Raw genomic sequence first — 23,741 nt, forward strand, 5'->3', positions numbered from 1 at the left:
TTCTTCCTTTCGTTGTTCTATTTTTTTACTATTTTTTTAATTTCTTTAATTTCTCTTTTATTTGCTCATACAAAATGATCTTTTGTAATTTCTTTAAAATATGGTAAATCAAATATGTAATCGCTATGTTCTTTTTCTGGATCATAAACAACCAATTTAGTTTTCTTAGCAAGCTCTGGTTCTGGAATTGGAATTGCAGAAAGCAACGCTCTTGTATAAGGATGAAGAGGATTTTTAAATAACTCTTCTGCTGGTGCAATTTCAATTATTTGACCATGGTAAATAACAGCAATTCTGTCAGCAATATGGCGAACAACAGATAAGTCGTGAGCCACAAATACATATGTAATTCCCAGTTCCTCTTGGAATTTTTTAAATAAATTTAATACTTGAGCACGTATTGAAACGTCAAGAGCTGAAATTGGTTCATCTGCAACAATAACTTTTGGTTGCATTGCTAAACTTCTTGCAATTCCCACACGTTGTCTTTGCCCCCCAGAAAATTCATGGGGATATCTTGATAAATGTTCAGGTAATAATCCCACTGAATTAACAAGTTTTAAAATAATATGTTTTTTAACAATGGCAGGAGTTGCCTGTTCTAAAGTTATTTTTTCATTTGGATTTTGCTCATTATACTCTGCTACATACAATTCTTTTGCCTCTACACTTTTATAAAGCTCTGGGAAGTTTTCCATTCCCTCAGCTATAATTTCTTCAATAGCCATTCTATCATTTAATGAAGAACTTGGATCTTGAAAAATCATTTGAATATTTTTTCGATTAATTCTTTTTTGTTTTTTAGTTTGATTTTTAAAGAAATAAGAATCTTGAATGATTTCATCAATCGAAGGTAAATCTAAGAAATCAGTTAATTCTACAAAAGATTCAATTTCTTCTGGTGTATAAGTATTTTCAATTCCTTTTCAAGTATAAAAGTTTTCAATTAGTTCTCTATCTTTAATAATATTATTATCAATAATTTTTACAATGTAACTAAACTCTTTTTTTAATTCCTTTAATTTAATATCAGTTATTTTTGATTCATTTGAAACTAAATCCTTTAATTCATTTTCAAAATCAGTATTTTTTAATTTTGAAACTAAAGAATTTATTTTTGGTGTGATATCTTTTTTTTCTGAAAGTAAATTTAAAATTTCTCTACATACAACTACATTTAAATTTTTACGCGATCAAAAATCTGTAATAAAATATTCTAACTTTTTATATTCCTTGTCAGTTGAAGAAACACCATTTGCTTTCATAATTTCAAATTGTTTTTTACACTCTTCAAAGAATTCATTTCTATTTACATAAATTAATTTATTATAATAGTTAATAAATTTTTCTCTTTTTTTCATAGGTGAAGATAATGCGTGCAATTGAAATTGTAATGATTTAGCTCATGAAAGTTTTGATAAAAATTCCTTATGATTATCAGTAATGACTTTTCATAAACCTATTAATTTTTTAAATACTGAATCTAATTTTTCTGGTGGAACATTATCAATTTCGTCTCTATAATTAGAAACCTCTTGAACTGTTAAATAAATTTCATCAGCATTTTCCTTAATTGAAATGATAGTTTCCTTAGTTTCTTTTAATTTTGATAGAATAGATTTTTCAAGTTCCTTTGAAACTTCTGGAATATAAGAATGCAAATTATCTACAAACTTAATCATTCTATCTTCATTTTTAATAATAGAATTTATATATTTTAAATTTTCCAAAATAATTGCTTTTAAATAAGCTAGTTTTGAACTTTTAGTTTGAACTTCAAGATCTTCTTTAGTTAGAACTCTTGGATTATTAGTATAATTTTCATACAATGCTTTTAATCCATCAATTCTGGCTTGAATTTCTCTTGTTGTAATATCCATTTTATATGACATATTTTCAAGTTTTTTAGATATTTCTTTATTTAATTTATATAACCTTGTTGGACTACCAGCTACAATATTATCTTCCATATAGATAGCACCATCTTTTAATGGTTGCACTCCTACAATAGCTCTACCAATTGTGGTTTTACCACTTCCTGATTCTCCTACTAAACCAAATATTTCACCTTTATAGATATCAAAACTAGTTTCTTTAACAGCTCTAAATTTTTTACCTTTAACACGGAATTCAATAACTAAATCCCTAATGTTTAAAAGTACTTCTTTATTTGTTGACATAGTTTTAGCCTACCTTTTCTGATTCTTTTATTGTTTTGCGTAAGTTATTTAAGACATTTGGTTTTTTAACTTTTGGAGAACGTGGATCTAATAGTCAAGTTTTTGCAAAATGAGTTTCACTAACTTTAAACATTGGAGGTTGTTTAATGTAGTCAAGTTCTAAAGCAAATTTATTTCTTGGAGCAAATGCATCACCAATTATTTCATTAAATAATGATGGAGGAGTTCCTTCAATTGAAAATAAGTCATCTCCTTTTTTACCTAATTGTGGCAATGAAGATAATAAAGCTCAAGTGTAAGGATGTTTTGAATCTTCAAATATTTCTTTTGTTGTTCCTACCTCTACAATTTGTCCTGCATACATAACAGCAACTCTATCAGCAATTTTTGCAACTACTCCTAAGTCATGAGTAATAAATACAACTGAAAATTTGTATTCTTCTTGTAACTCTTTAATTAAATCCAAAATTTGAGCTTGAATTGTTACGTCAAGGGCAGTTGTTGGTTCATCACAAATTAATATTTTTGGTCTTGATGCAAGAGCAATTGCAATAACAACTCTTTGGCGCATACCCCCAGAATATCTACCTGGAATATCTTTATAACGTTTTTCTGGATTTGGAATTCCAACTTTTCTTAAAAGTTCTATAGCTTCAGCTTTAGCTTCACTCCTACTTAACCCAACTTGTTTTCTTAAAACCTCAGTTATTTGAAACCCTACTGGTAACAATGGGTTTAATGAAGTCATTGGATCTTGAAATATTGTAGAAATTGTTTTTCCTCTTAATTGTCTAATTTCTTTTAAAGCTTTAACTTTATTAACTAAATCAGAATTTTTAATTCTTTTTCAGTCAATTAAAATATTGTGAAAGTGATCTTTATCTAAAGTTTTTGTTTCAATAACTGATAAACAAATATCTCTTAATTCTTTTTCAAATCTTTTTAAATGATCTTTTGAATAGAAATAATCTAAAATAAATTGTTTTTCTACTTCATTTCATTCAACATTATTTTCAATAAATTTTTCTATCATTGAAGTTATTTTTGAAACTTGATGTCTATTTTTCATATTTAAAGGTTTAACTTTATTTATATCAATTTCCAATTTTAAAATATCTTCAAGTTTTGATTTTATTAATTCATCTCTTAATGAATTATCATTAATAATTTTTATTGTTTCTTCAGCTGCTTTAATTTTTAACTCCAACTTTATTATTTTATTAGCTGTTCTATTATTACCACTAAAACCAATATTTTCTTGAAGTTGATTTAATTGTTTGTTTAATTCTTCTAATAATTGACTTTGTTTATTTTTATTATTTTCTTTAATAACTGAAATTTCATTATCATTTAACAAGTCAGAATTTAATTCTTCTGTTAAATCTTGTAGTTCTTGTTTTGTTCTCAATAAAACTAAGTCATTATGTTCTGATTCAATTTTATTCTCTAATCTTAATTTTTTTAATTCTTGTTTTTCTCTATTTTCTTTATATTTAGGATTTAATTTATATAAATGTTTAATTTCTTTAAACAAATCTTTTATTTTTTCATTATTTATTTTTGTAACATTTTTAATTACATCTTTTGATATTAAAGGGCTTTGCAAGTTAACAATATCAATTGGATCTTTAAAGTATGCTCCTTGATCATCAATTGATTCTTGAGTTGGTCGATAAACAATTGAACCATTACTTACTCAACCATTTGCTTCTAACATTCCTGTAAAAGTTTTTGTAATAACTGATTTACCACTTCCTGATTCACCAACAATTGCCAAAATTTCTTGATCATAAACATCTAAATCAACAGTTCTAATAGCAGTTAAAAAATTACCTCTAACTTGAAATTTAACTTCCATGTCACGAACAGATATAATTCTATTTTCTTTATTCATAATTTTTTTCCTATCTATGTGTTTTAGGATCTAATGAATCAGCAAATACTTTTCCCGCTAAGAAGAATAATAATGATATTCCCCCAACAAAAGCTACTGGAATAATTAATAAGTGAGGAAACACTTCTCAATCCGAACCAGATAATAATTCATTTAGAATTGACCCTAATGATGCTTGATCTAATGTATTTGTTACAAACCCAAAATTATAGTAAGCCAACAGTGAATCAATAGCGATTGCTGATGGAATTGCAAATGTTGAAGTTTGAATAACAATTGGTAAAATTTTTGGCATTACATTTTTTCTAATAATTTTTGAACTTGGTGTTCCTAAAACTCTTGAAGCAATGTTATATTCAGCATTTCTAACAAGCATAATTTGTACTCTAATAACTGAAGCTAAAGCAATTCAACTAGTGATTGAAATACCAAAGATTAAAACTGGAATTGTTGTTGTTCCTCCAAATAAGAAGATAACAATTAGTCATAAAATTAATGATGGTATTAGAGTTAGAAATCTAGTGATTTCAATAAATACTAAGTCCAATTTTGAAAAGAAACCCCAAATTGATCCTAATAAAATTCCTAATAAAATTTGAATTGATGCAACAAAGAAAGTAAATATCAATGTTGTACGTGTTCCAATTCACATTTTAGTTCATAAGTCTTCTCCAAACTTCCCTAACCCGAAAATATGTTGTCAACTTGGAGCTTCAATATCGATTCCTGGTCTTTCTGTGGGAACTGGATCTTTTCCTATTCCAATTGAAAATGCTAGTAAAATAATTGCTACTAATAAAAATAATGATATGATAAAAGTTTTTGATTTAAAAACTCTTGCAAATACTGATTTTCAGTAACTGTAAGGTTTATTAGTGATTCTTTCTGATTCTTCGTGCTTTGCACCGATTACTTTGAAGAGAGAATTATCTATAGATTTCATTTCTTCAATAGTATATTGTTTTTGTTCCATAAAAAATTCCTCTCTATTTTGTTAATTTAATTCTTGGGTCTAATGTTGCAAGAAGTAAATCACCAATTAAACTTGAAAATACTCCAGCTGATGCTGATACGAAAATATATCCTAAAACAACAAATGTATCTTTATTGGCTACACCATTTAAAATAAATTTACTCATTCCATCAATTGACCAATGTCTTTCAACTAAAATACTTGAACCAAACAATGTTAGCACAAATACTTCTGGTAATGTTTTGATTAATCTTATTCCTGCATTTCTAAAGATGTGAACATAAAATACATATTTTTCACTTAACCCTTTAGACAATGCAAATTTTGCATAATCTGCTGTCATTTCATCTAAAACAAATCGTCTAGTGTTTACAATAATCATTGGCATAATTAATAACATTATTCCAATTATTGGTCAAATTTTTGTTCCAAAGGATGAACCTTCATAAGTTCCATTTGCTCCAAAAACATAAATCGACATTTTATATAGTAGTGATATCACTACTAATGCTGGAATTGCACTAATTAATAAACTTGAACCATTAATTGCATTATCTGCTGATTTTTCTTTATTTTTAGCTGCAAGAATACCTAATGGTACTCCAATAAGATATGATAACAACACTCCTATACTTCCTATTTTAAATGAAGTTGGAATTGATCTTTTAAATGCATCTTGAACTAATGATAAAACTTGTCCACCACTAGCTTTATTCATAAATACACCTAAATAAAATCACATTACAGTTGGAGTTCCAGCAATATCTCCATTATCTTGAACGATAGGATTGACTATAATCGTTTTTGGAATAAAGGGAGTAATATTTCTCAAATAAATAAACATTTGATTTATCATTGGCCCTGCAACTCCAAATAATTTCATTCTATTGTTTAATAAATTTTGATAACCTGGAGTCCCATATTGAAAATCTGGACCTAACTTATCAAGGTTTACATCCGATAGATAAACACCATCAGTTGTAACAAGTCTTAACATTACAAATACAACAGCTACTGCGACGTATAGTGTAATGAAAGCATATAAAATTCTTTTAAGAGAATATGAGAATAATGGATTTCTTTGCATGAATTCGCTAAATGTAGAATTTGAACTTCTAAATCCATTTCTAATTTTCTCTCTATGGCTTGTTTTTGTTAACTTTACTTCTTCGGTTAAACTGATTTCATTCAGTAATTCCAAAATCGAGGAGTTAGCATTTTCAGAGCCATTTGCTTTTTTTTCCATAAATTTATATTATCCTTTCTAAATTTTTACTATTTAAAACCTATATAATGTTTATAAAGGTGTTAAATATGAGAGATAAAAATAAAACAAGTAATTTTAAAAAACTAAAAGATTTACATGAGCAAGAAAAATTTGCTCATAAACAACAAATACAAGATAAAGTTAATGAAATTTCTAAAGACCCAATTGGCACTCAAACAAGATATATGGATGCTAAGAAACTTAAATGATACGACTATCTTATAGTATTAATACTAAGTTTTGCATTAATTGGTCTAAGTTTCATTCTTGGTATCTTTGCACTAAAAAGTATTGAGAAAACCGAATGAATCATAACTGCTTTTGCATTAATTAGTCTTTTAGCATTTTTAATTACTAACTGAATAAAAAATAGAAAAGTTGCAAATTACTATAACGATATTACAAGAAGGTATCAAACTACTTTATCAGAAGATGAAGGATTTATAAGAAGGCTTTCTAAAATAATCCTTTTAATCTGCTTGGTATTGTCTATAACTTCAATAATATTAGCTATTACACTTTGAGTGTAATTTTTTTTATATTTCATAAAAAAAAGAGTGTTTTATTAAATAAATAGTTTAGATTTAATCTTCATCCTAACTGTTTATAAAATAAAATCACTCTTTTAAATATTAAATACTCTTAATAAAATTGAATTTTTATGTAACAATATCATTTAAAATTTGTTTAATTCTATAAACATTTACGATCACTCTGCCATGTTTTGTCTTGAAATATTATACATAGCTGTTTTAATAATTAGATTCGCATTGTCTTTAAAAAACATATTTTTAAATGACAATGTAGAAAACGCAAAAAAGGCATTAGGTTTATTGAATTTTTTAGTAGTCAATAATTGGTGCATTTTTTGGTCTCCTTCATCGCCTATTTACATAGTAGCAAAGTGTCTTTAAAAATGCAACTATATAGACTATTAAATTAAAAAAAATAGATATATCATATCTATTAATAAATATTTTATTGAATTAAATCTATAACAATTAATTATCAAAGTGAGAAAATAATTAGTTTTAAGATTATATTCAACATTAGTTTTTTTTAAAATTAATTATATTATCATTTTTTTCTTAAAAATGTTGGAAAATCTCCATCTTCATCATCAACACTTTCTTCAATTTTCTGAGCAACTCTTTCATCAGGGTTTTCAAAATTATTGTTTTGTTTTCATTGCCCTACTCTTTCTTGAGCTTGTCTTCTTTCTTCTTCAGTTTGTTTTACAAAGTCTGGTCTCTTATCATGATTTGTCATAAATGAAGTTCTTTGTTCATATGCAGTTTCTACTGGTTGAGGTTCAGGTTCATAGTTTGAATATAACTCTTGTTGCATAGAAGCATATTGTTCATTTGATAATGAAGGCTTTTTATTATCTATATTTGGAGCTTTATAATCATCATCAAATCCAGTTGCAATAACTGTAACTATTAAATCGTCATCTAAATGTTCATTAATTGCTATACCAAAAATAATATTTACATCTTCTCCACTTGCTTGTTGAACAATATCAACAGCATCATATGCATCATTTAATGAAACAGTTTTCCCACCAGTTACGTTAATAATTGCATCTTTTGCTCCACGAATTGAAGTTTCTAATAAAGAAGAAGTTATAGCTTTATTTGCAGCTTCAATTGCTTTATCTTCTCCAGAACCAATTCCAATTCCAAATAAAGCATTACCCTTACCTTTCATTACAGTTCTAACATCAGCAAAGTCTAAGTTAATTACTGCAGGAACTGCAATTAAATCAGTAATTGTTTGTACTCCTTGTTTTAAAATATTGTCAGCTTCTCTAAATGAATCTTTTACTGGAATACCTCCAATAATTTCTAATAATCTATCATTTGAGATAATAATAATTGAATCAACAAATTTTCTTAATTCATTTAATCCTTGAACAGCATAAGAATTTCTTAATCTTCCTTCAAATCTAAATGGTTTTGTAACAATTGCAATTACTAATGCTCCAGTTTCCATAGCAATTCTTGCTATTTCAGGTGCAGCACCAGTTCCTGTTCCTCCACCCATTCCAGCAGCAACAAAAATTAAATCTGATCCTTTTAATGATCTTCTAATTTCTTCTTCTGATTCTATAGCAGCTTTTTTACCAATTTCTGGATTTGCTCCAGCTCCCAATCCTTTTGATACTTCTTGGCCTAAAACAATTTTTGTTGTAGCTGAACTTGCAGCTAAAACTTGTGCATCAGTATTTGCAACTATAAATTCAACTCCTTGAACATTATCGTCAACCATTCTGTTAACAGCGTTACAGCCACCTCCACCAACTCCAATTACTTTGATTTTGGCATTTTGATTTAAATCTAATTTTGTAGACATGTTATTTTCCTCACTTTTTAATATTTATTTCTTTGCGTATTTATAATACCATTTTTTAAATAGTTTTCATTGTTTTGATAATTTTGTTGATCCACAAAAGATTGTGGAATTTGATTATTTTGTTGCATTAATTGTGTTTTCATTAAAGGCTGAACAAAATCTCCCTGTTGAGCACGCAACTGTTCTGTTCTAAATTGTTGAGCACGCAACTGTTGTTTAAGTGCCAATTGTGCTTGTTGGGCTTGCTGTACTTGAGCTTGAGCATGTTGAGCACGCAACTGTTGTTGAAATGCTTTTTGACCTAAAACTTGTTGTGCTTGTTGCATTTGAGCTAACGCTAACATATTTGGATTTTCATATGTTTCTGTACTTGTTTTTACTTCTCTCAAATTTTTATTTGTCAGATGTGAATGTCTCATCATTCCACATAATGAACTTGTTCAAATTTCACTAGCACCAGTAATTAATGAATAATATATTTCAGAAATATTTTTATAATTACTTCTTAATAATAATTTTTCAAATCCTGCTATTTCTGTACTTTTTCCAGTATGATAAATTTTAAAGTTTTTTATACTTCCAAGTTCTCTTGAGATTAAAAGATCAGTTTTATCAATCACACCATTAATTTCTTCTAATAGCATATATTTAATATCAATTGCTTTAAGCTCATAAGATCTTTTTTCAGCTGAAATATATTTTCTATACATTACAGTGTTATCAAGTGTATTTGATGAAAAATCTAAAAGTTTAAATATATACTTATTTGCTATGTCAAATTTAGAACTCATTTTTTTGGCTAAATTTTCAATGATATCTTTTAAACCAAATTTAATTGAATCCTTTTTAACAAGAGTTTCACGTGAAAAATACCCAATATCAATACTATCTCAATCTCAATTTATTAAAGCAAATGTTTCTCTGAAATTTAATCCATCACTGCATTGTTTTGCCAATGAAAATAATTGACTTGTTGCTGACAGTCTTTCAATTCTTAAAACTTTTAATACTTCTTCAAAAGATTGAACAACATGTTTTTCAGCAGTATAGACTTTAGCATTCATTGACACCATATTTGCTTTAGAGTTTATTGGTGGTTTTGCAAAACTTTGTATACCATTTAACTTAAATTCATATGGTTTAATGTTTGTTACAACTAAGTTATCTTCATAAACTACTCTTTTTGCATCTTTATATAAGCTTTTGATGTGTTCTTCTCTAACAATTTTATCAACACCATCTATAAATATACTTGGATTTGCATCTTTGATTTGCAAAGTACCTGTTGGATAAACAATTGAAGCTCTTCTAATTTTTTCTTTAAAAATCGATTCATATCGATTAATCATTTTTACTAATCGATGAGCAACAATATTTGTATCAATAATATCATTTTTTTCAGTTAATCAATTACTTTTAGATTTTTCTCTTTCTTTAAAAACAACTTTTAAACCAATATTTTGTTTATATTTTCCAACAGCAAATTTAATGTATTTTTTAGTTATTTCAATAACAGCATATGTTTCGTTTTGCATTTAATCACCAACCTTTCTAATTGCTCATAATTTTGCACTATGAGCTCTTCTATTTTGTTCTAGTTCATCTTGCCCTGCTACTACAGGTCTTTTAACTACCAATTCATAATCCTTTTTATTTTCAATAAAAATAGGTAGTTTACTTAAAAATTTATCTTCTTTTGATGTAGTTTTAGATTTAAAAATATCTTTAATTATCTTTTCTTCCAAAGAATGAAAAGAAATTACTACGATAACTCCACCAGTATTTAATAGCTCAAGTGAGTTACTTAAAGACCTTTTTAAAACTTCAAGTTCATTGTTTACATAAATTCTTAAAGCTTGAAACACTTTCTTGGCAGGATGCTTCTTTTGCTTTAATACTTTCTGTGGTAAACAATCTTTGATAATATCTACCAACTCAAAAGTTGTGGAAATTTCTTTGACCTGTCTTTTTACAATTATTTTTTTTGCAATTTCTCATGAAAATTTTTCATCACCATAGTGATAAAAAATATCTGCTAATTGCTTTTCATTAAATGTATTTATGATTTCTTTTGCAGTGATTTTATTATTTTTTTGATCCATTCTCATATCTAATTCCGAATCAAAACGATAACTAAATCCCCTATCTGCTTTATCAAATTGCGGACTTGATACTCCTAAATCGTATAAAATACCATCCACTTTTTTAATATTATTTAATGAAAGCAATACTTTTATATTTGCAAAATTACCTTCCAAAATAGTAAAATTACTTGAAATAGTTTCAAGTTTTTTTCTACTTATAGCAATTGCTTCTTGATCTTGGTCAATTGCATATAAATGTCCACTATCAATTCTTTTTAAAATTTCAGCACTATGACCTGCTCGCCCAAGAGTACAGTCAACATATATTCCGTTATTCTTTATATTTAACAAATCTATTGATTCATTAAGTAAAACAGATGTATGTTCTTGTGCCATTTAGTTTACTCCGCCCAATTTTTCTGCAGCTTCTACAAGCTTATTTTTTGCGTCTTTATCATATACATGATGTTTATCTTTATCTCAAATTTCAACTCATTCACCAGCCCCAGTGATTTGAACAGTTTTAGTTATTCCTACTTCTTCTAATAAATTAGCAGGTAGTTTTATTCTTCCTGAACCATCAATTGAAATTTCATCTGTATTTGAAAAAATCGTTCTAACAACAGTACGTGTAGATGAGGAAAGCGCACTTTGTGACTTTAACTCTTTATATCATTCTTCAAAGTTTTCTGGAGTTCTAATTTCTAAACATAAACCATCAATACTTCTAGTTACGTAAACTAATTCGCCCAATTTATTACGTAATTTTGAAGGGATTGTTAATCTAAATTTATCATCCAAATTATGTTCAAATGTCCCAAATAACACAAAGTCACCCACTTTCTCCCACACATAAACAATTATATACCACTTTTTTACATAATCAACATTTTTTTAAGTTTTTTACCCATTTTTTTATAAGGAAAAAGTGCCCCTTTACAGGCACTTTTAATGAATAATTTTTCTTTCCAAAGACTTAATAATTCGATCAAGTTTTTGTTTTAAGTTTATTTCTCTTGTTATAACTTCATCCAAGTATTCACTATTACTTAATTTTAAAGGTTTAATTAAGTATTTATTTAAATAGATTTTATAATAAAGATAAAAGCTTCTTAATAAATTAATTGAAGTTATTGGGTCAGATTTTTCAACAATTTCATAGAAAGTCCTTTCATCAACTTCATTAATAAAAAAGTTATAACCATTTTCATTTAAGGAATTTAAAGCCGATAAAGGTATTATTTTCTTAGAAATTTCATTAATATTTTTTAACATAAAAGTTCCTCCATAAATACATTAATCGATACTTTTTTATATTTATTTATAAAAAAGTACAAAAAAAGTACTTTTAAAGTACTTTTATTTATTAATCAACTTTTTTAACTTCTTTGTTTTTGTAAAAACCACATTCACGACAAACTCTATGTGGTTTGATCATACTACCACAGTTTGGACATGAAATAATTGCTGAGCTAACTAAAGCCAAGTGACTTCTTCTTTTGTTTTTAGCAGCTTTACTGGTCTTTCTAAATGGTACAGCCATGTTGACACCTCCGTTGTTTTATTTTTTAAAGTTAAATTCTTTTAGTTTATCTCATCTTGAATCTACTTGATTTTCTTGTTCTTGTTGGTATTCATCTTCAGACATAAGTATGTAATCTTTACCGACAAATGAAATTTTATCATAATTCTTAGTTAAATTCATAGGAATATTTAAAACAATTTGTTCAATTGCATACTCTAATATATTAAATTTATCTCCAAAAACAATATTATGTTGGTCATCATTGATATCTTCAAAATAATATTCTTCATTTCAATCATAAATTTGATTTTCTAAAGTAATTTGTGCACCATCTCTTGCATCAATTGCTGTTAGAGATGCTGTAATTTTTGCATTTACAAGCACAGATTTCATTGCATCTTGATAATTTAAAATGCCTTTAATATATACTTTATCAATTGATTTAATTAAATCATGATTTAATTGTAAATTAGTATTAATTGGAAATTCTCTATCTAAATCTACATGCCCCTTTAGTTCAATCTCTTTTTTAAGCACTATCTCACCTCTATTTTAAGTTTTGATAAATTACTTAAGACTTTATTTCACTCTTTTTGAACTTCTTGATCTGTTAATTGGTTAGCAACACTGTTAAATTCAAATGAAACTGAAACAGATTTAGAGTTATTTTCTTTCATTTTATTATCTTGATAAATATCAATTAATTCTACTTTAATTAAATGATCAACTTTTTTAGTAATTTTAGTAATAATTTCTGAGTATTTATCTGATGAATTTAACACAAATGAAACATCTCTAGTTGTTTTTTGGAATTTTGATATTTCTTGAGCTCTAATTACAGAATTTTTAGTATTTTGTAGTTCACTAATGTTTAACTCTAAAACAAAAGTTGCATCTAATTTTTGAGATTGTTCAAATCTAGGATTTAATTTATAAATAAATCCTAATGTTTTTCCTTTTAAACTAATTTTTGCATTAATATAGGGGTGAATTTCATTGATAATATCTTCATTTAACTCAAAAGAAACATCAGTTAAATCAATATTATAAGATTGTATAATTGAATCACAAATACCTTTGATATAAGCATAAGATGCTTTTATTGAAATATCATAACCCTTTTGATTTAAAATATCGCCACTAATAAGAACTGACAAATGTCTTTGTCTTAAATCATTCATATTATAAATATCAGCAAATTCGTATAATTTAACATTTTTATTGCCCTTTGAATAGTTAAATGAAGCTGTCTCTATAATTGATCTTGATAAACTTAATCTAAAAGTTTCTCTAAGTTTACTTAAAGGACTCATTAAGTTTATTGGGTTTTGAATATTAAACAAGTTTCATTTTTTTACATCTTCACTTGAAAGCAATGAGTATGTTTTAATATTTGTAAATCCTAAACCTAATAAATAATTTTCACTTTGTTTTTGTAATCTTAAATCTAATTTTTTAGTCTTATTATCTGAAAGAATCTTAGGAGCAATTGATGTGACATTATTGTAACCATAAATTCTTGTAATTTCTTCAACAATATCTGCACTATGAACAATATCTGTTCTAAACTGATCAACTGTAAATAATAGTTCATCTTTATTGTCTTTTATTTCAAAGTCTAAAACTTTAAATAATGCTTTAATTTCTTTAACAGTTAACTTAATACCCATTAACTTGTGAATATAGTCTAATTTAACACTTACCTGAGTTTGTTTTTCATTTGATTCTTTTAATATTTCAAGTTCACTATTTGATTCATAAATATTATATTGATCTAATCAATACATTACTCTATTTTGAGCTAATGTATATAATTTAGAACTTACTGGTTTCATATATCTTTGTAAATCAATTGTTGAAGTATTAAATTCTTTTTGTTGTTTTCTCATGAAAATTGGATCTAATGATAAATAAACAACTAAAATTTCTTTTGAATCAACAGTTGGTAAATAATCTAAATTAGTTTCTACTCCAAGAGTCGAAATAACTTTTTTATCACAAATTAATTGTAAATTAACGTCATGTTCTTTATTTTTACTATTTTTAATTTCTAGTTGCGAATTAAGTTTTTTTGGATCCAAAAACATTACTGGTTGACCTGTTTCGATTGCAATAGCATTAGCTAAATCTAATCAAAAATTATGGGTTGTTTTTGAATCATTAAATTTAAGTCATAAATCCTGATTTGAATAAATTTTATATTCTTTTTCATCAATACTAATAACTTCTTTTACATTCACCATTTGCACAACAGCACTTCTTACAAATTTATCTATTTCTTTTTGAATTTTAATTGATACAGGTGCTTTTAGTTTATTAATTTTTAGCATATATTCTTTTGATAAATCATCAATATTCTTATCAAAATAGTTAGCCAATTCTTTTGCAAGTTGCATTGCTCCAAGAGCGTCACTTCTGTTCAAAGTTAAATCAACTTCTCATACAGCATCTAAAAAACCGATTTCATCTAAGGCTGCTTCGCTACCAATCATTGAATAAGTGTCTTCTTTTGTAACAATTGGATAAATTCAATCTTTTTCTTTATCTGAAAGAGCTTTAGGATTTAAACCAATTTCTGGTAAAGCACATAACATTCCCTCTGACATTTTCCCTTTGATTTCTCTATTTTCAAGTTTCATTCCATTTGCAAGTTTTTTTCCTGCCTCTGCTAAAATAACATATTGTCCTTCTTTAACATTACTTGCTCCACAAACAATTGGTGAAACTAAATCTTCACCTTTGTCTACAAAACAAAAATTTAAATGAGTTCCTTCAATTGGAGCAACATTACCTAAATGGGCAATTTTTAGCTTATCATTTAAATTTGAATAATCTTTAAATGAGTCTACTTCAAAACCAAGTGAGTTTAATGCAACTGTTATTTGCTCATTTTTAACACCAGTTAAATCAATTAACTTTTCTAATCATTTTCTTGTTAAATACATATTAATCTCACTTTCTAATCTCCAAAGAATTTAAATTGGTCTAAAAATCTAATATCATTTTCATATAAGTCTCTAATATTTTTTAAACCATATTTTAACATTGCTAACCTTTCAATTCCAACTCCAAAAGCAAGGCCAGTTACTTTATTTGGATCTAATCCATTTGATTCTAATACTTCTGGCGCTAACATACCTGAACCTAAAATTTCAATAAAACCAGTATATTTACAAATTGGACAACCCTCACCATTACAGTTAATACATCTTACATCTACTTCAGCTGAAGGTTCGGTAAAAGGAAAGAAACTTGGTCTCATTCTAATTATTGTATCTTCTGAAAATAAACGTTTACACATATATTCCAAAACCCACTTTAAATTAGCAAAACTGATTTTCTCTCCAATTGCAAATACATCCATTTGCATAAATTGATGTGAATGAGTTGCATCATCATCATCACGACGATAAACATTACCATAACTAACAGCTGCCATGTTAATGTTTCCAGTTTTTGAAGCTTGCGTAAGCATTCTAGCTGTCATATTAGTCGCATGAGTTCTTAAAACTGTATGTTTATCTATATAAAATGTATCTTGCATATCTCTTGCAGGATGACCTATGGGCATATTTAATTTTTGAAAACAATATTCATCTGTTTCAAATTCTGTTCCATCGATCATTTCATAACCTAATTCAGTAAAAATTGAAGAAACTTCATCAATTACAAGATTAAGTGGGTGTTTTGTTCCTACTTTTAAATTAACTCCTGTTAAAGATAAATCAATTTTTTCATTTTGCAGTATTTTTTTAAGTTCTTGATTTTCAAATTTCTCACTTAAATTATTTAACTTATCAGAAATTATAACTTTAATTTCATTTGCTTTCATCCCAGCTTCTTTTCTCTCTTCAGGAGAAGCTGATTTCAATTTTTTAAGAATATCTATTAGCGGAGATTCTTTACCTGCAAACTCCTTTTTTAAAAGTTCTAATTCATCTTTTGTTTTAATTTTATTGAATTGTTTATTAAAACTATTTAATATTTCATCTATTTTTTTTAACATAAATTGCACCTTTTCTAAATTTAAAGCAATTTAATTATACTAAATAAATTAATTAAATTATTATTTGATAATTTTTTTGTTTAATATATTAGCTTTTTTATTCATTTTTTGCTAAAAATAGAAAATTAAAAAACAAAATTATCATTAATTTGCTTATTTTTAAAAGATTTAATAAAGATTTCAAAATGATTATTAACATTTTCTTTAAATTCCATTAATTTTAACTTAAAATAGTCATCTGTATCATAAATCACTTGATTATATTCAACAGTAAAATGAATTTTTTCAAAGAATAAATATTTAATTAAACCTTCATTTATAATTTCTTTAATTTCCATATAAATCATATGCATAAGGTTATCTAAGATTGTTATTTGATTTAAATTTATTTTATAATCTTTAATTTCATCTACCATTTGAGTGAGAAATTCTCTGATTTTTATTATTTTTTCTCTTATATCTTGTTCCTGGGTGAAATTATAGCTAATTTTTAGCTGATGTTGCATCATTGTTATGAAATTATTAATATTTAAAATCTGAAAAAAATCTTCAAATTCCCACTTAAAATTAATATCTTCCAAGTTTATTTGCAATATTTTCTTTTTAAATCTTTTTGAAATTTGTTCAACTATCATAAATACCTCTTTTAACTATATTTTACAAAAAAAACCTACTCTTTAGAGTAGGTTTTAAAACTTTAAACTGGCAGCGTCCTATTTTTGCATTATACTATCGTCGGCGTTGCTGATCTTAACTTCTGTGTTCGACATGGGAACAGGTGTGACCTCAGCGCTATGACCACCAGATCTTAAGTTTTTTTGTGTCTGAGAGACTAAGTTCTTTTTCAAAAACTAAATCGTACTCTCAAAACTGAATACTAGATGATTTTATATATCTATACAAGCAATTTTGTTAGGTTTTTCTTTGAAAGTCCTCGATCTATTAGTATTGGTAAGCTAAACACGTCACCGTGCTTACACACCCAACCTATCAACCATGTGGTCTACATGGGATCTTACTTCCGAAGAATGGGAAAACTCATCTTGAAGGAGGCTTCTCGCTTAGATGCCTTCAGCGATTATCCTTTCCGCACATAGCTACCCTGCTGTGCCACTGGCGTGACAACAGGAGCACCAGGGGTGCGTCCATTCCGGTCCTCTCGTACTAGGAACAGCTCTTCTCAATTTTCCTACGCCCACAACAGATAGGGACCAAACTGTCTCACGACGTTCTGAACCCAGCTCGCGTACCGCTTTAATGGGCGAACAGCCCAACCCTTGGAACCGACTACAGCTCCAGGATGCGATGAGCCGACATCGAGGTGCCAAACCTCCCCGTCGATGTGAACTCTTGGGGGAGATCAGCCTGTTATCCCCGGGGTAACTTTTATCCGTTGAGCGACGGCCCTTCCACACGGGACCGCCGGATCACTAAGTCCTGCTTTCGCATCTGTTCGACTTGTAAGTCTCGCAGTTAAGCACCCTTATACCTTTGCGCTCTTCGTACGATTTCCAACCGTACTGAGGGTACCTTTGAGCGCCTCCGTTACATTTTAGGAGGCGACCGCCCCAGTCAAACTACCCACCAAACACTGTCCCTGGCCCGGATAACGGGTCTAGGTTAGAACCTCAATGTAACAAGGGTGGTATTCCAAGGATGACTCCACGATCACTAGCGTGACCGCTTCAAAGTCTCCCACCTATCCTCTACATGTTACACCAAGATTCAATATTAAGTTATAGTAAAGCTCCACGGGGTCTTTCCGTCTAGTTGCGGGTAACCAGCATCTTCACTGGTACTAAAATTTCACCGAGTCTATAGCCGAGACAGCGAAGGGATCATTACGCCTTTCGTGCGGGTCAGAACTTACCTGACAAGGAATTTCGCTACCTTAGGACCGTTATAGTTACGGCCGCCGTTCACCGGGGCTTCAATTCAATGCTTCACCGAAGCTAACATCTCCTCTTAACCTTCCGGCACTGGGCAGGCGTCACCCCCTATACTTCGTCTTACGACTTTGCAGAGAGCTGTGTTTTTGCTAAACAGTTGCCCCTTCCTCTTCACTGCGGCTCACATAAAGTGAGCACCCCTTCTCGCTAACTTACGGGGTGATTTTGCAGAGTTCCTTAGCTATAGTTATCTCGCTTGCCTTAGGATTCTCTCCTTGACCACGTGTGTTCGTTCTAGGTACAGGCACCTAATAAATTAACGCTAGAAGCTTTTCTTGGAAGCGTGGAGTCATGGACTTCGCTACTTGCCGAAGCGTTCACTCCCCATAACACTTCAAGGTTATAGTACGCGGATTTGCCAACGTACACCTCTTTGTGCTTAGACCGGCATAACCAACAGCCGGCATCCACTATCCTTCTCCGTCACTCCATCACTTTATTAGGTGGTACAGGAATATCAACCTGTTGTCCATCGACTACGCCTTTCGGCCTCGCCTTAGGTCCTGACTAACCCTGGGTGGACGAACCTTGCCCAGGAAACCTTGGTCAAACGGCATGGGAGATTCTCACTCCCAAACGTTACTCATGCCGGCATAATCACTTCTAATCGCTCCACCCGTCCTCACGGTCGAACTTCATCGCAATTAGAACGCTCCCCTACCACTTGCATTGCTGCAAATCCAAAACTTCGGTACTACGCTTAAGCCCCGGTACATTTTCGGCGCAGAAGCACTCGACTAGTGAGCTGTTACGCACTCTTTAAATGATGGCTGCTTCTAAGCCAACATCCTAGCTGTCTGTGCACTTCCACATCCTTACACACTTAGCGTAAATTTAGGGACCTTAGTTGTTGATCTGGGCTGTTTCCCTCACGAGCATGGACCTTATCACCCATGTTCTGACTGCCGAGTATGAAATTATGGCATTCGAAGTTTAATTGTGATCAGTACCCCTAGGTGGGGCCATCACACATTCAGAGCTCTACCTCCATAATCCTTTACCTCGACGCTAGCCTTAAAGCTATATCGGGGAGAACTAGCTATCTCCAGGTTCGATTGGAATTTCACCCCTAGCCACAAGTCATCCACGGTCTTTTCAACGAACGTTGGTTCGGTCCTCCATTAGGTTTTACCCTAACTTCAACCTGCTCATGGCTAGATCACCTGGTTTCGTGTCTACGACATCGTACTAAACGCCCTATTAAGGCTCGCTTTCACTACGGCTCCGTGTATTCCACTTAACCTTGCACGATATCGTAACTCGCCGGCTCTTTCTACAAAAAGCACGCCATCACCCATTAACGGGCTCTGACTTCTTGTAAGCATATGGTTTCAGGTACTATTTCACTCCCCTCACGGGGTACTTTTCACCTTTCCCTCACGGTACTGGTTCACTATCGGTAAAATGGTAGTATTTAGGCTTACCCAGTGGTCTGGGTAGATTCCGACAGGGTTTCTCGTGCCCCGCCGTACTCAGGATACTCTCTCGAGATTAGTGCATTTCGCATACGGGACTATCACCCTCTGCGGTGCTGCTTCCCAACAGCTTCTGCTATACACTAATTTTGTAACTCTAACAAGAGTCCTACAACCCCGGCCCGTAGACCGGTTTGGCCTGTTCCGCTTTCGCTCGCCGCTACTGACAGAATCACATTCGTTTTCTTTTCCTCTTGGTACTAAGATGTTTCAGTTCCCAAGGTTCCCTTCACATAACCTATGTATTCAGTTATGGATAACACGAGATTAATCGTGCTGGGTTTCCCCATTCGGACATCGTCGGATCAAAGCTTACTTCCAGCTCCCCGGCGCTTTTCGCAGGTAGTCACGTCCTTCATCGGCTCCATTTTCCAAGGCATTCACCATACGCCCTTACTATACTTTCTAAAGAAAAACCTATTGCATATATAGATAATCTATAAAATTAATGAAATTTTAGTTTTCTTAGTATTAATCTAAATTAAGTTACTAAATACGTTTTATATTGTATATAAACGTAAGAAAAATAAAATGTCTATTTTCATCTAATATTCAGTTTTCAAAGAACGATTTTCTTTTCAGAAATTGCTTTCGGGCCTAATGGCCCTAAAAAACAATCTCTGAAAACTAGATAGAACGAGATATAATCAAAAGCTGTTTTATCGTTTCACTCAGCTTCTTTTTTCTTAATCTACGAATACTCCATAGAAAGGAGGTGATCCATCCGCACGTTCCCGTACGGATACCTTGTTACGACTTCACCCTAATCGCTAATCCTACCTTGGTACGCTCCCTCCTTACGGTTAGGATACGTGCTTCTGGTATTACCAACTCTCATGGTGTGACGGGCGGTGTGTACAAGACCCGAGAACGTATTCACCGCGACATTGCTGATTCGCGATTACTAGTGATTCCGGCTTCATGAAGTCGAGTTGCAGACTTCAATCCGAACTGAGACTGACTTTTTGAGATTAGCTCCCCCTCGCAGGATTGCGACTCTTTGTATCAGCCATTGTAGCACGTGTGTAGCCCAGGACATAAGGGGCATGATGATTTGACGTCATCCCCACCTTCCTCTAGCTTACACTAGCAGTCTCATTAGAGTCCTCAACTTAATGTTAGTAACTAATAATAGGGGTTGCGCTCGTTGCGGGACTTAACCCAACACCTCACGGCACGAGCTGACGACAACCATGCACCACCTGTCTCAATGTTAGCCTCCACTACATCTCTGTAGCTTTGCACTGGATGTCAAGCCCTGGTAAGGTTCTTCGCGTTGCTTCGAATTAAACCACATGCTCCACCACTTGTGCGGGTCCCCGTCAATTCCTTTGAGTTTCACTCTTGCGAGCATACTACTCAGGCGGAGTACTTAATGCGTTAGCTGCAGCACCGACTTAAAGCCGACACTTAGTACTCAACGTTTACGGCGTGGACTACTAGGGTATCTAATCCTATTTGCTCCCCACGCTTTCGTGCCTCAGAGTCAATCACAGGCCAGTAGACCGCCTTCGCCACTGGTGTTCCTTCATATATCTACGCATTCCACCGCTACACATGAAATTCCATCTACCTCTCCTGCATTCTAGTTAGCCAGTTTTCAAGGCGAACCGGAGTTGAGCTCCGGGCTTTAACCTCAAACTTAACTAACCTCCTACGCACCCTATACGCCCAATAAATCCGGATAACGCTTGCCACCTATGTATTACCGCGGCTGCTGGCACATAGTTAGCCGTGGCTTTCTGGTAAGGTACCGTCAAACTAAAAGCATTTCCTCTTCTAGCTGTTCTTCCCTTACAACAGAGCTTTACAATCCGAAGACCGTCATCACTCACGCGGCATTGCTTCATCAGACTTTCGTCCATTGTGAAAAATTCCCTACTGCTGCCTCCCGTAGGAGTCTGGGCCGTATCTCAGTCCCAATGTGGCCGATCAACCTCTCAGTTCGGCTACGTATCATCGCCTAGGTGGGCCTTTACCCCACCTACTAGCTAATACGCCGCATCCTCATCTTCTAGCGGCCCAAACGGGCCTTTTAACATCTTCTCATGCGATAATGATGTCGTATGCGGTATTAGCAGTCGTTTCCAACTGTTATCCCCCACTAAAAGGTAGATTAGATACGTGTTACTCACCCGTTCGCCACTGGGTGCAAGCACCCCGTTCGACTTGCATGTATTAGGCATGCCGCCAGCGTTCATCCTGAGCCAGGATCAAACTCTCATTAAATTTTATTAATGTGAAAATTTTGATTCATGACTATATCTTTATTCTCAAATAATTGAACTTGTATAAATTGTACAAATTAATTGGTTGTTGTTGTTCTATCTAGTTTTCAAAGATCGTTTCACGTCAGTTTTTCAAAACCAACGACATATAAAAATATATATGATTTGAAACCAATAAGCAATACTTTTTTTAAAATTGTTTTAAAATTTACTATTTTTATTTCAATAAAATATTTTTATTAATAAAATCTTAAATTTCTTTAAAAAACCCTTTAAAATGGGCACTCTCATTGACAAGAAAGATAATAACATATTAAATTTTAAAAATCATAAAAAAAATAAAAAAGTTTTAACTTTTTTATTTTATTCATCTCAATCAATTGTTGGTCTTAAATCTACACTACTTTGCTCATTTACTGGGTCTAGAATCTTATCAAGATCGACTTCTATACTCTTTGATTTACTCTTTTTTAGCCCATTTAATGTATTTGCCTTAGGATTTAATGGTGCTACTTTAGCAGCTCTTTGAGGTATTCTTCTTTCTTGATTTTTCATAGCTTCTCAGATTCTATCTGAATCTCCTAAAAAGACTTTTCCTTGATAATTTTCATCAAGTTTAGGAGTTCTTCTAACTTTTCTTTCAACATATAATGGTTTGGCAATATTTCCAATAGGATTATTAAATTCACCTTCTCTTTTTGCAGATCTTCTAGGTACTATTGTTTGCTTATATGGGTCCTTAGGCTCACCAATTGGTGGTAAATCCTCAACCTTAGGTAGATTATTAATTGGTGCAATTTTTTGATTTGGTCGCTTTAATAAGTTATTAAATGAGTCATTTGGCTCTTCAATTTCTTCAATAAATCGCTCATTTTGAGCTATTATAGGTTCATCATTTTGAACTTGAATATTTTCTTTTTCAATTGGATAAATATTTTCAACAGGAACTTCCTGCTCAACTTTTAACTCTTCTTGTTGAGGTTTAGCCTTAACTTTTACTTCATCTATAGGAGTTTCTGTAAAAGAATCTCTAAACTTATTACTGCTAATATCTTCTTTTAAACGTGCCAATTTATCTACCATATTATATGTTTTTTCATTAGGTGTTGAAGTAAAATCAGAGTTAAATTCTTTAATTGCAGCTGTATTTTCTTTTACCATCATAGGTTGCCCTTGATTTGCTGGTGATGAAATTTGTGAATAGCTTGAATTTTGTTTTGGTTTTGATTGATTAACTGTTTGTATTTTAAACATAAACATAGTAATTATAGAACTTAGTGCACAAAATGAAGCAAGTGGCAATAATATAGCATTAGAAATAACACTTGTAATAATATTCTCACTATTAATGATAGTAATTGGTGTAGCAATTTTTGACATTAAAACTGATAAATAAACTAAGTTAATTGCACTTATAAAGACTGCTGCTATTGTATAAATAATTGGTGTTATCTTATTTGGTTTTGTAATAAAGTTAACTATTCCAACTGCAAAAAAAGACCCAATTGATAATAATGAAAGAATTTGCAGTGCATTAAAAATCGCAAACTCTTCTTCAAAGGAAAATACAACAAACATGTTTCATTGCATTAAAAAAATTCCCAAAAAACTAAATAATAAAGCTGTTATTCAAATAAACAAGCTAAAAAATATACTTTTCATAATAGATACCCCTATCTTATATAGCCCTAAAATATACCTTTATTTTAGCACCATTAAATTGTAAAGACAAGTATTTAAAAAAATAAAAAAATAAATGTTTTTGTTAAATTAAAAACAATATAACATTTACCAAGTTAATTTTT

17 protein-coding genes and 3 rRNA genes are annotated in these 23,741 nt (G+C 30.7%); 1 reads left to right on the forward strand and 19 read right to left on the reverse strand.

Annotated elements, in window-relative coordinates; all coding sequences use genetic code 4:
* Positions 1-17 precede the first annotated feature (17 nt).
* From oppF to oppB, 4 genes are read right to left on the reverse strand one after another with little or no spacing between them, the layout of a single operon-like run.
* The gene (oppF, locus tag SCANT_RS05590) at positions 18-2,180 is read right to left on the reverse strand and encodes an oligopeptide ABC transporter ATP-binding protein OppF (protein WP_053946429.1); all 2,163 of its coding nucleotides are present in this window, start codon (positions 2,178-2,180) and stop codon (positions 18-20) included.
* A gap of 4 nt (positions 2,181-2,184) precedes the next feature.
* On the reverse strand, positions 2,185-4,074 hold the full coding sequence (oppD, locus tag SCANT_RS05595; RefSeq protein WP_053946430.1) for an oligopeptide ABC transporter ATP-binding protein OppD: 1,890 nt from the start codon (positions 4,072-4,074) through the stop codon (positions 2,185-2,187).
* A gap of 10 nt (positions 4,075-4,084) precedes the next feature.
* Positions 4,085-5,047: an oligopeptide ABC transporter permease OppC gene (gene oppC / locus SCANT_RS03970; RefSeq protein ID WP_053946431.1), complete on the reverse strand. Its 963-nt coding sequence runs from the start codon at positions 5,045-5,047 to the stop codon at positions 4,085-4,087.
* 13 nt (positions 5,048-5,060) lie between these two features.
* The gene (oppB, locus tag SCANT_RS03975; protein ID WP_053946432.1) at positions 5,061-6,293 is read right to left on the reverse strand and encodes an oligopeptide ABC transporter permease OppB; all 1,233 of its coding nucleotides are present in this window, start codon (positions 6,291-6,293) and stop codon (positions 5,061-5,063) included.
* Between the two features lie 68 nt (positions 6,294-6,361).
* On the opposite strand from oppB, the gene SCANT_RS03980 reads away from it, so the two are divergent.
* Positions 6,362-6,844: a hypothetical protein gene (locus SCANT_RS03980; RefSeq protein WP_053946433.1), complete on the forward strand. Its 483-nt coding sequence runs from the start codon at positions 6,362-6,364 to the stop codon at positions 6,842-6,844.
* A gap of 173 nt (positions 6,845-7,017) precedes the next feature.
* Here SCANT_RS03980 and SCANT_RS05415 read toward each other — a convergent pair whose 3' ends face one another.
* The 15 genes from SCANT_RS05415 to SCANT_RS04050 all read right to left on the reverse strand — a co-directional run bounded on the left by SCANT_RS05415 (position 7,018) and on the right by SCANT_RS04050 (position 23,598).
* On the reverse strand, positions 7,018-7,179 hold the full coding sequence (locus SCANT_RS05415; RefSeq protein ID WP_158500866.1) for a hypothetical protein: 162 nt from the start codon (positions 7,177-7,179) through the stop codon (positions 7,018-7,020).
* A gap of 209 nt (positions 7,180-7,388) precedes the next feature.
* Positions 7,389-8,669 carry a cell division protein FtsZ gene (gene ftsZ / locus SCANT_RS03985; RefSeq protein WP_053946434.1) on the reverse strand — a complete coding sequence of 427 codons (1,281 nt, stop codon included), beginning with the start codon at positions 8,667-8,669 and terminating at the stop codon, positions 7,389-7,391.
* A gap of 17 nt (positions 8,670-8,686) precedes the next feature.
* A complete protein-coding gene (locus tag SCANT_RS03990; protein WP_053946435.1) occupies positions 8,687-10,204 on the reverse strand; it encodes a hypothetical protein in 1,518 nt (505 codons plus the stop codon).
* Entirely contained in the window at positions 10,205-11,149 is a 945-nt protein-coding gene (rsmH, locus tag SCANT_RS03995; protein WP_053946436.1) for a 16S rRNA (cytosine(1402)-N(4))-methyltransferase RsmH, read from the reverse strand. It abuts the gene before it with no gap.
* On the reverse strand, positions 11,150-11,581 hold the full coding sequence (gene mraZ / locus SCANT_RS05475) for a division/cell wall cluster transcriptional repressor MraZ (protein WP_144416888.1): 432 nt from the start codon (positions 11,579-11,581) through the stop codon (positions 11,150-11,152). It lies immediately after the preceding gene.
* Between the two features lie 120 nt (positions 11,582-11,701).
* The gene (locus tag SCANT_RS04005) at positions 11,702-12,028 is read right to left on the reverse strand and encodes a hypothetical protein (protein WP_053946438.1); all 327 of its coding nucleotides are present in this window, start codon (positions 12,026-12,028) and stop codon (positions 11,702-11,704) included.
* Positions 12,029-12,119: 91 nt separating this feature from the next.
* Complete coding sequence (gene rpmF / locus SCANT_RS04010; protein WP_053946439.1) at positions 12,120-12,296, reverse strand: 50S ribosomal protein L32; 177 nt, start codon at positions 12,294-12,296, stop codon at positions 12,120-12,122.
* Positions 12,297-12,314: 18 nt separating this feature from the next.
* Complete coding sequence (locus SCANT_RS04015; protein ID WP_053946440.1) at positions 12,315-12,815, reverse strand: DUF177 domain-containing protein; 501 nt, start codon at positions 12,813-12,815, stop codon at positions 12,315-12,317.
* Positions 12,815-15,223, reverse strand: coding sequence for a phenylalanine--tRNA ligase subunit beta (gene pheT / locus SCANT_RS04020; RefSeq protein ID WP_053946441.1), 2,409 nt, complete (start codon positions 15,221-15,223; stop codon positions 12,815-12,817). Before pheT ends, SCANT_RS04015 begins: the two co-directional genes overlap by 1 nt.
* A gap of 14 nt (positions 15,224-15,237) precedes the next feature.
* Positions 15,238-16,284, reverse strand: a complete 1,047-nt coding sequence (pheS, locus tag SCANT_RS04025) for a phenylalanine--tRNA ligase subunit alpha (RefSeq protein WP_053946442.1) — start codon at positions 16,282-16,284, stop codon at positions 15,238-15,240.
* A 125-nt stretch (positions 16,285-16,409) separates the two neighbouring features.
* A complete protein-coding gene (locus tag SCANT_RS04030) occupies positions 16,410-16,919 on the reverse strand; it encodes a hypothetical protein (protein ID WP_053946443.1) in 510 nt (169 codons plus the stop codon).
* A gap of 65 nt (positions 16,920-16,984) precedes the next feature.
* Positions 16,985-17,090: ribosomal RNA gene (gene rrf / locus SCANT_RS04035) — 5S ribosomal RNA — on the reverse strand.
* 115 nt (positions 17,091-17,205) lie between these two features.
* Positions 17,206-20,117: ribosomal RNA gene (locus SCANT_RS04040) — 23S ribosomal RNA — on the reverse strand.
* Positions 20,118-20,416: 299 nt separating this feature from the next.
* A 16S ribosomal RNA gene (locus tag SCANT_RS04045) occupies positions 20,417-21,937 on the reverse strand.
* The 16S, 23S and 5S rRNA genes sit together here, the layout of an rRNA operon.
* A gap of 362 nt (positions 21,938-22,299) precedes the next feature.
* The gene (locus SCANT_RS04050; protein WP_053946444.1) at positions 22,300-23,598 is read right to left on the reverse strand and encodes an ABC-2 family transporter permease; all 1,299 of its coding nucleotides are present in this window, start codon (positions 23,596-23,598) and stop codon (positions 22,300-22,302) included.
* Positions 23,599-23,741 lie beyond the last annotated feature (143 nt).

The organism is Spiroplasma cantharicola (assembly GCF_001281045.1).
Classification (GTDB): domain Bacteria; phylum Bacillota_I; class Bacilli_A; order Mycoplasmatales; family Mycoplasmataceae; genus Spiroplasma_A; species Spiroplasma_A cantharicola.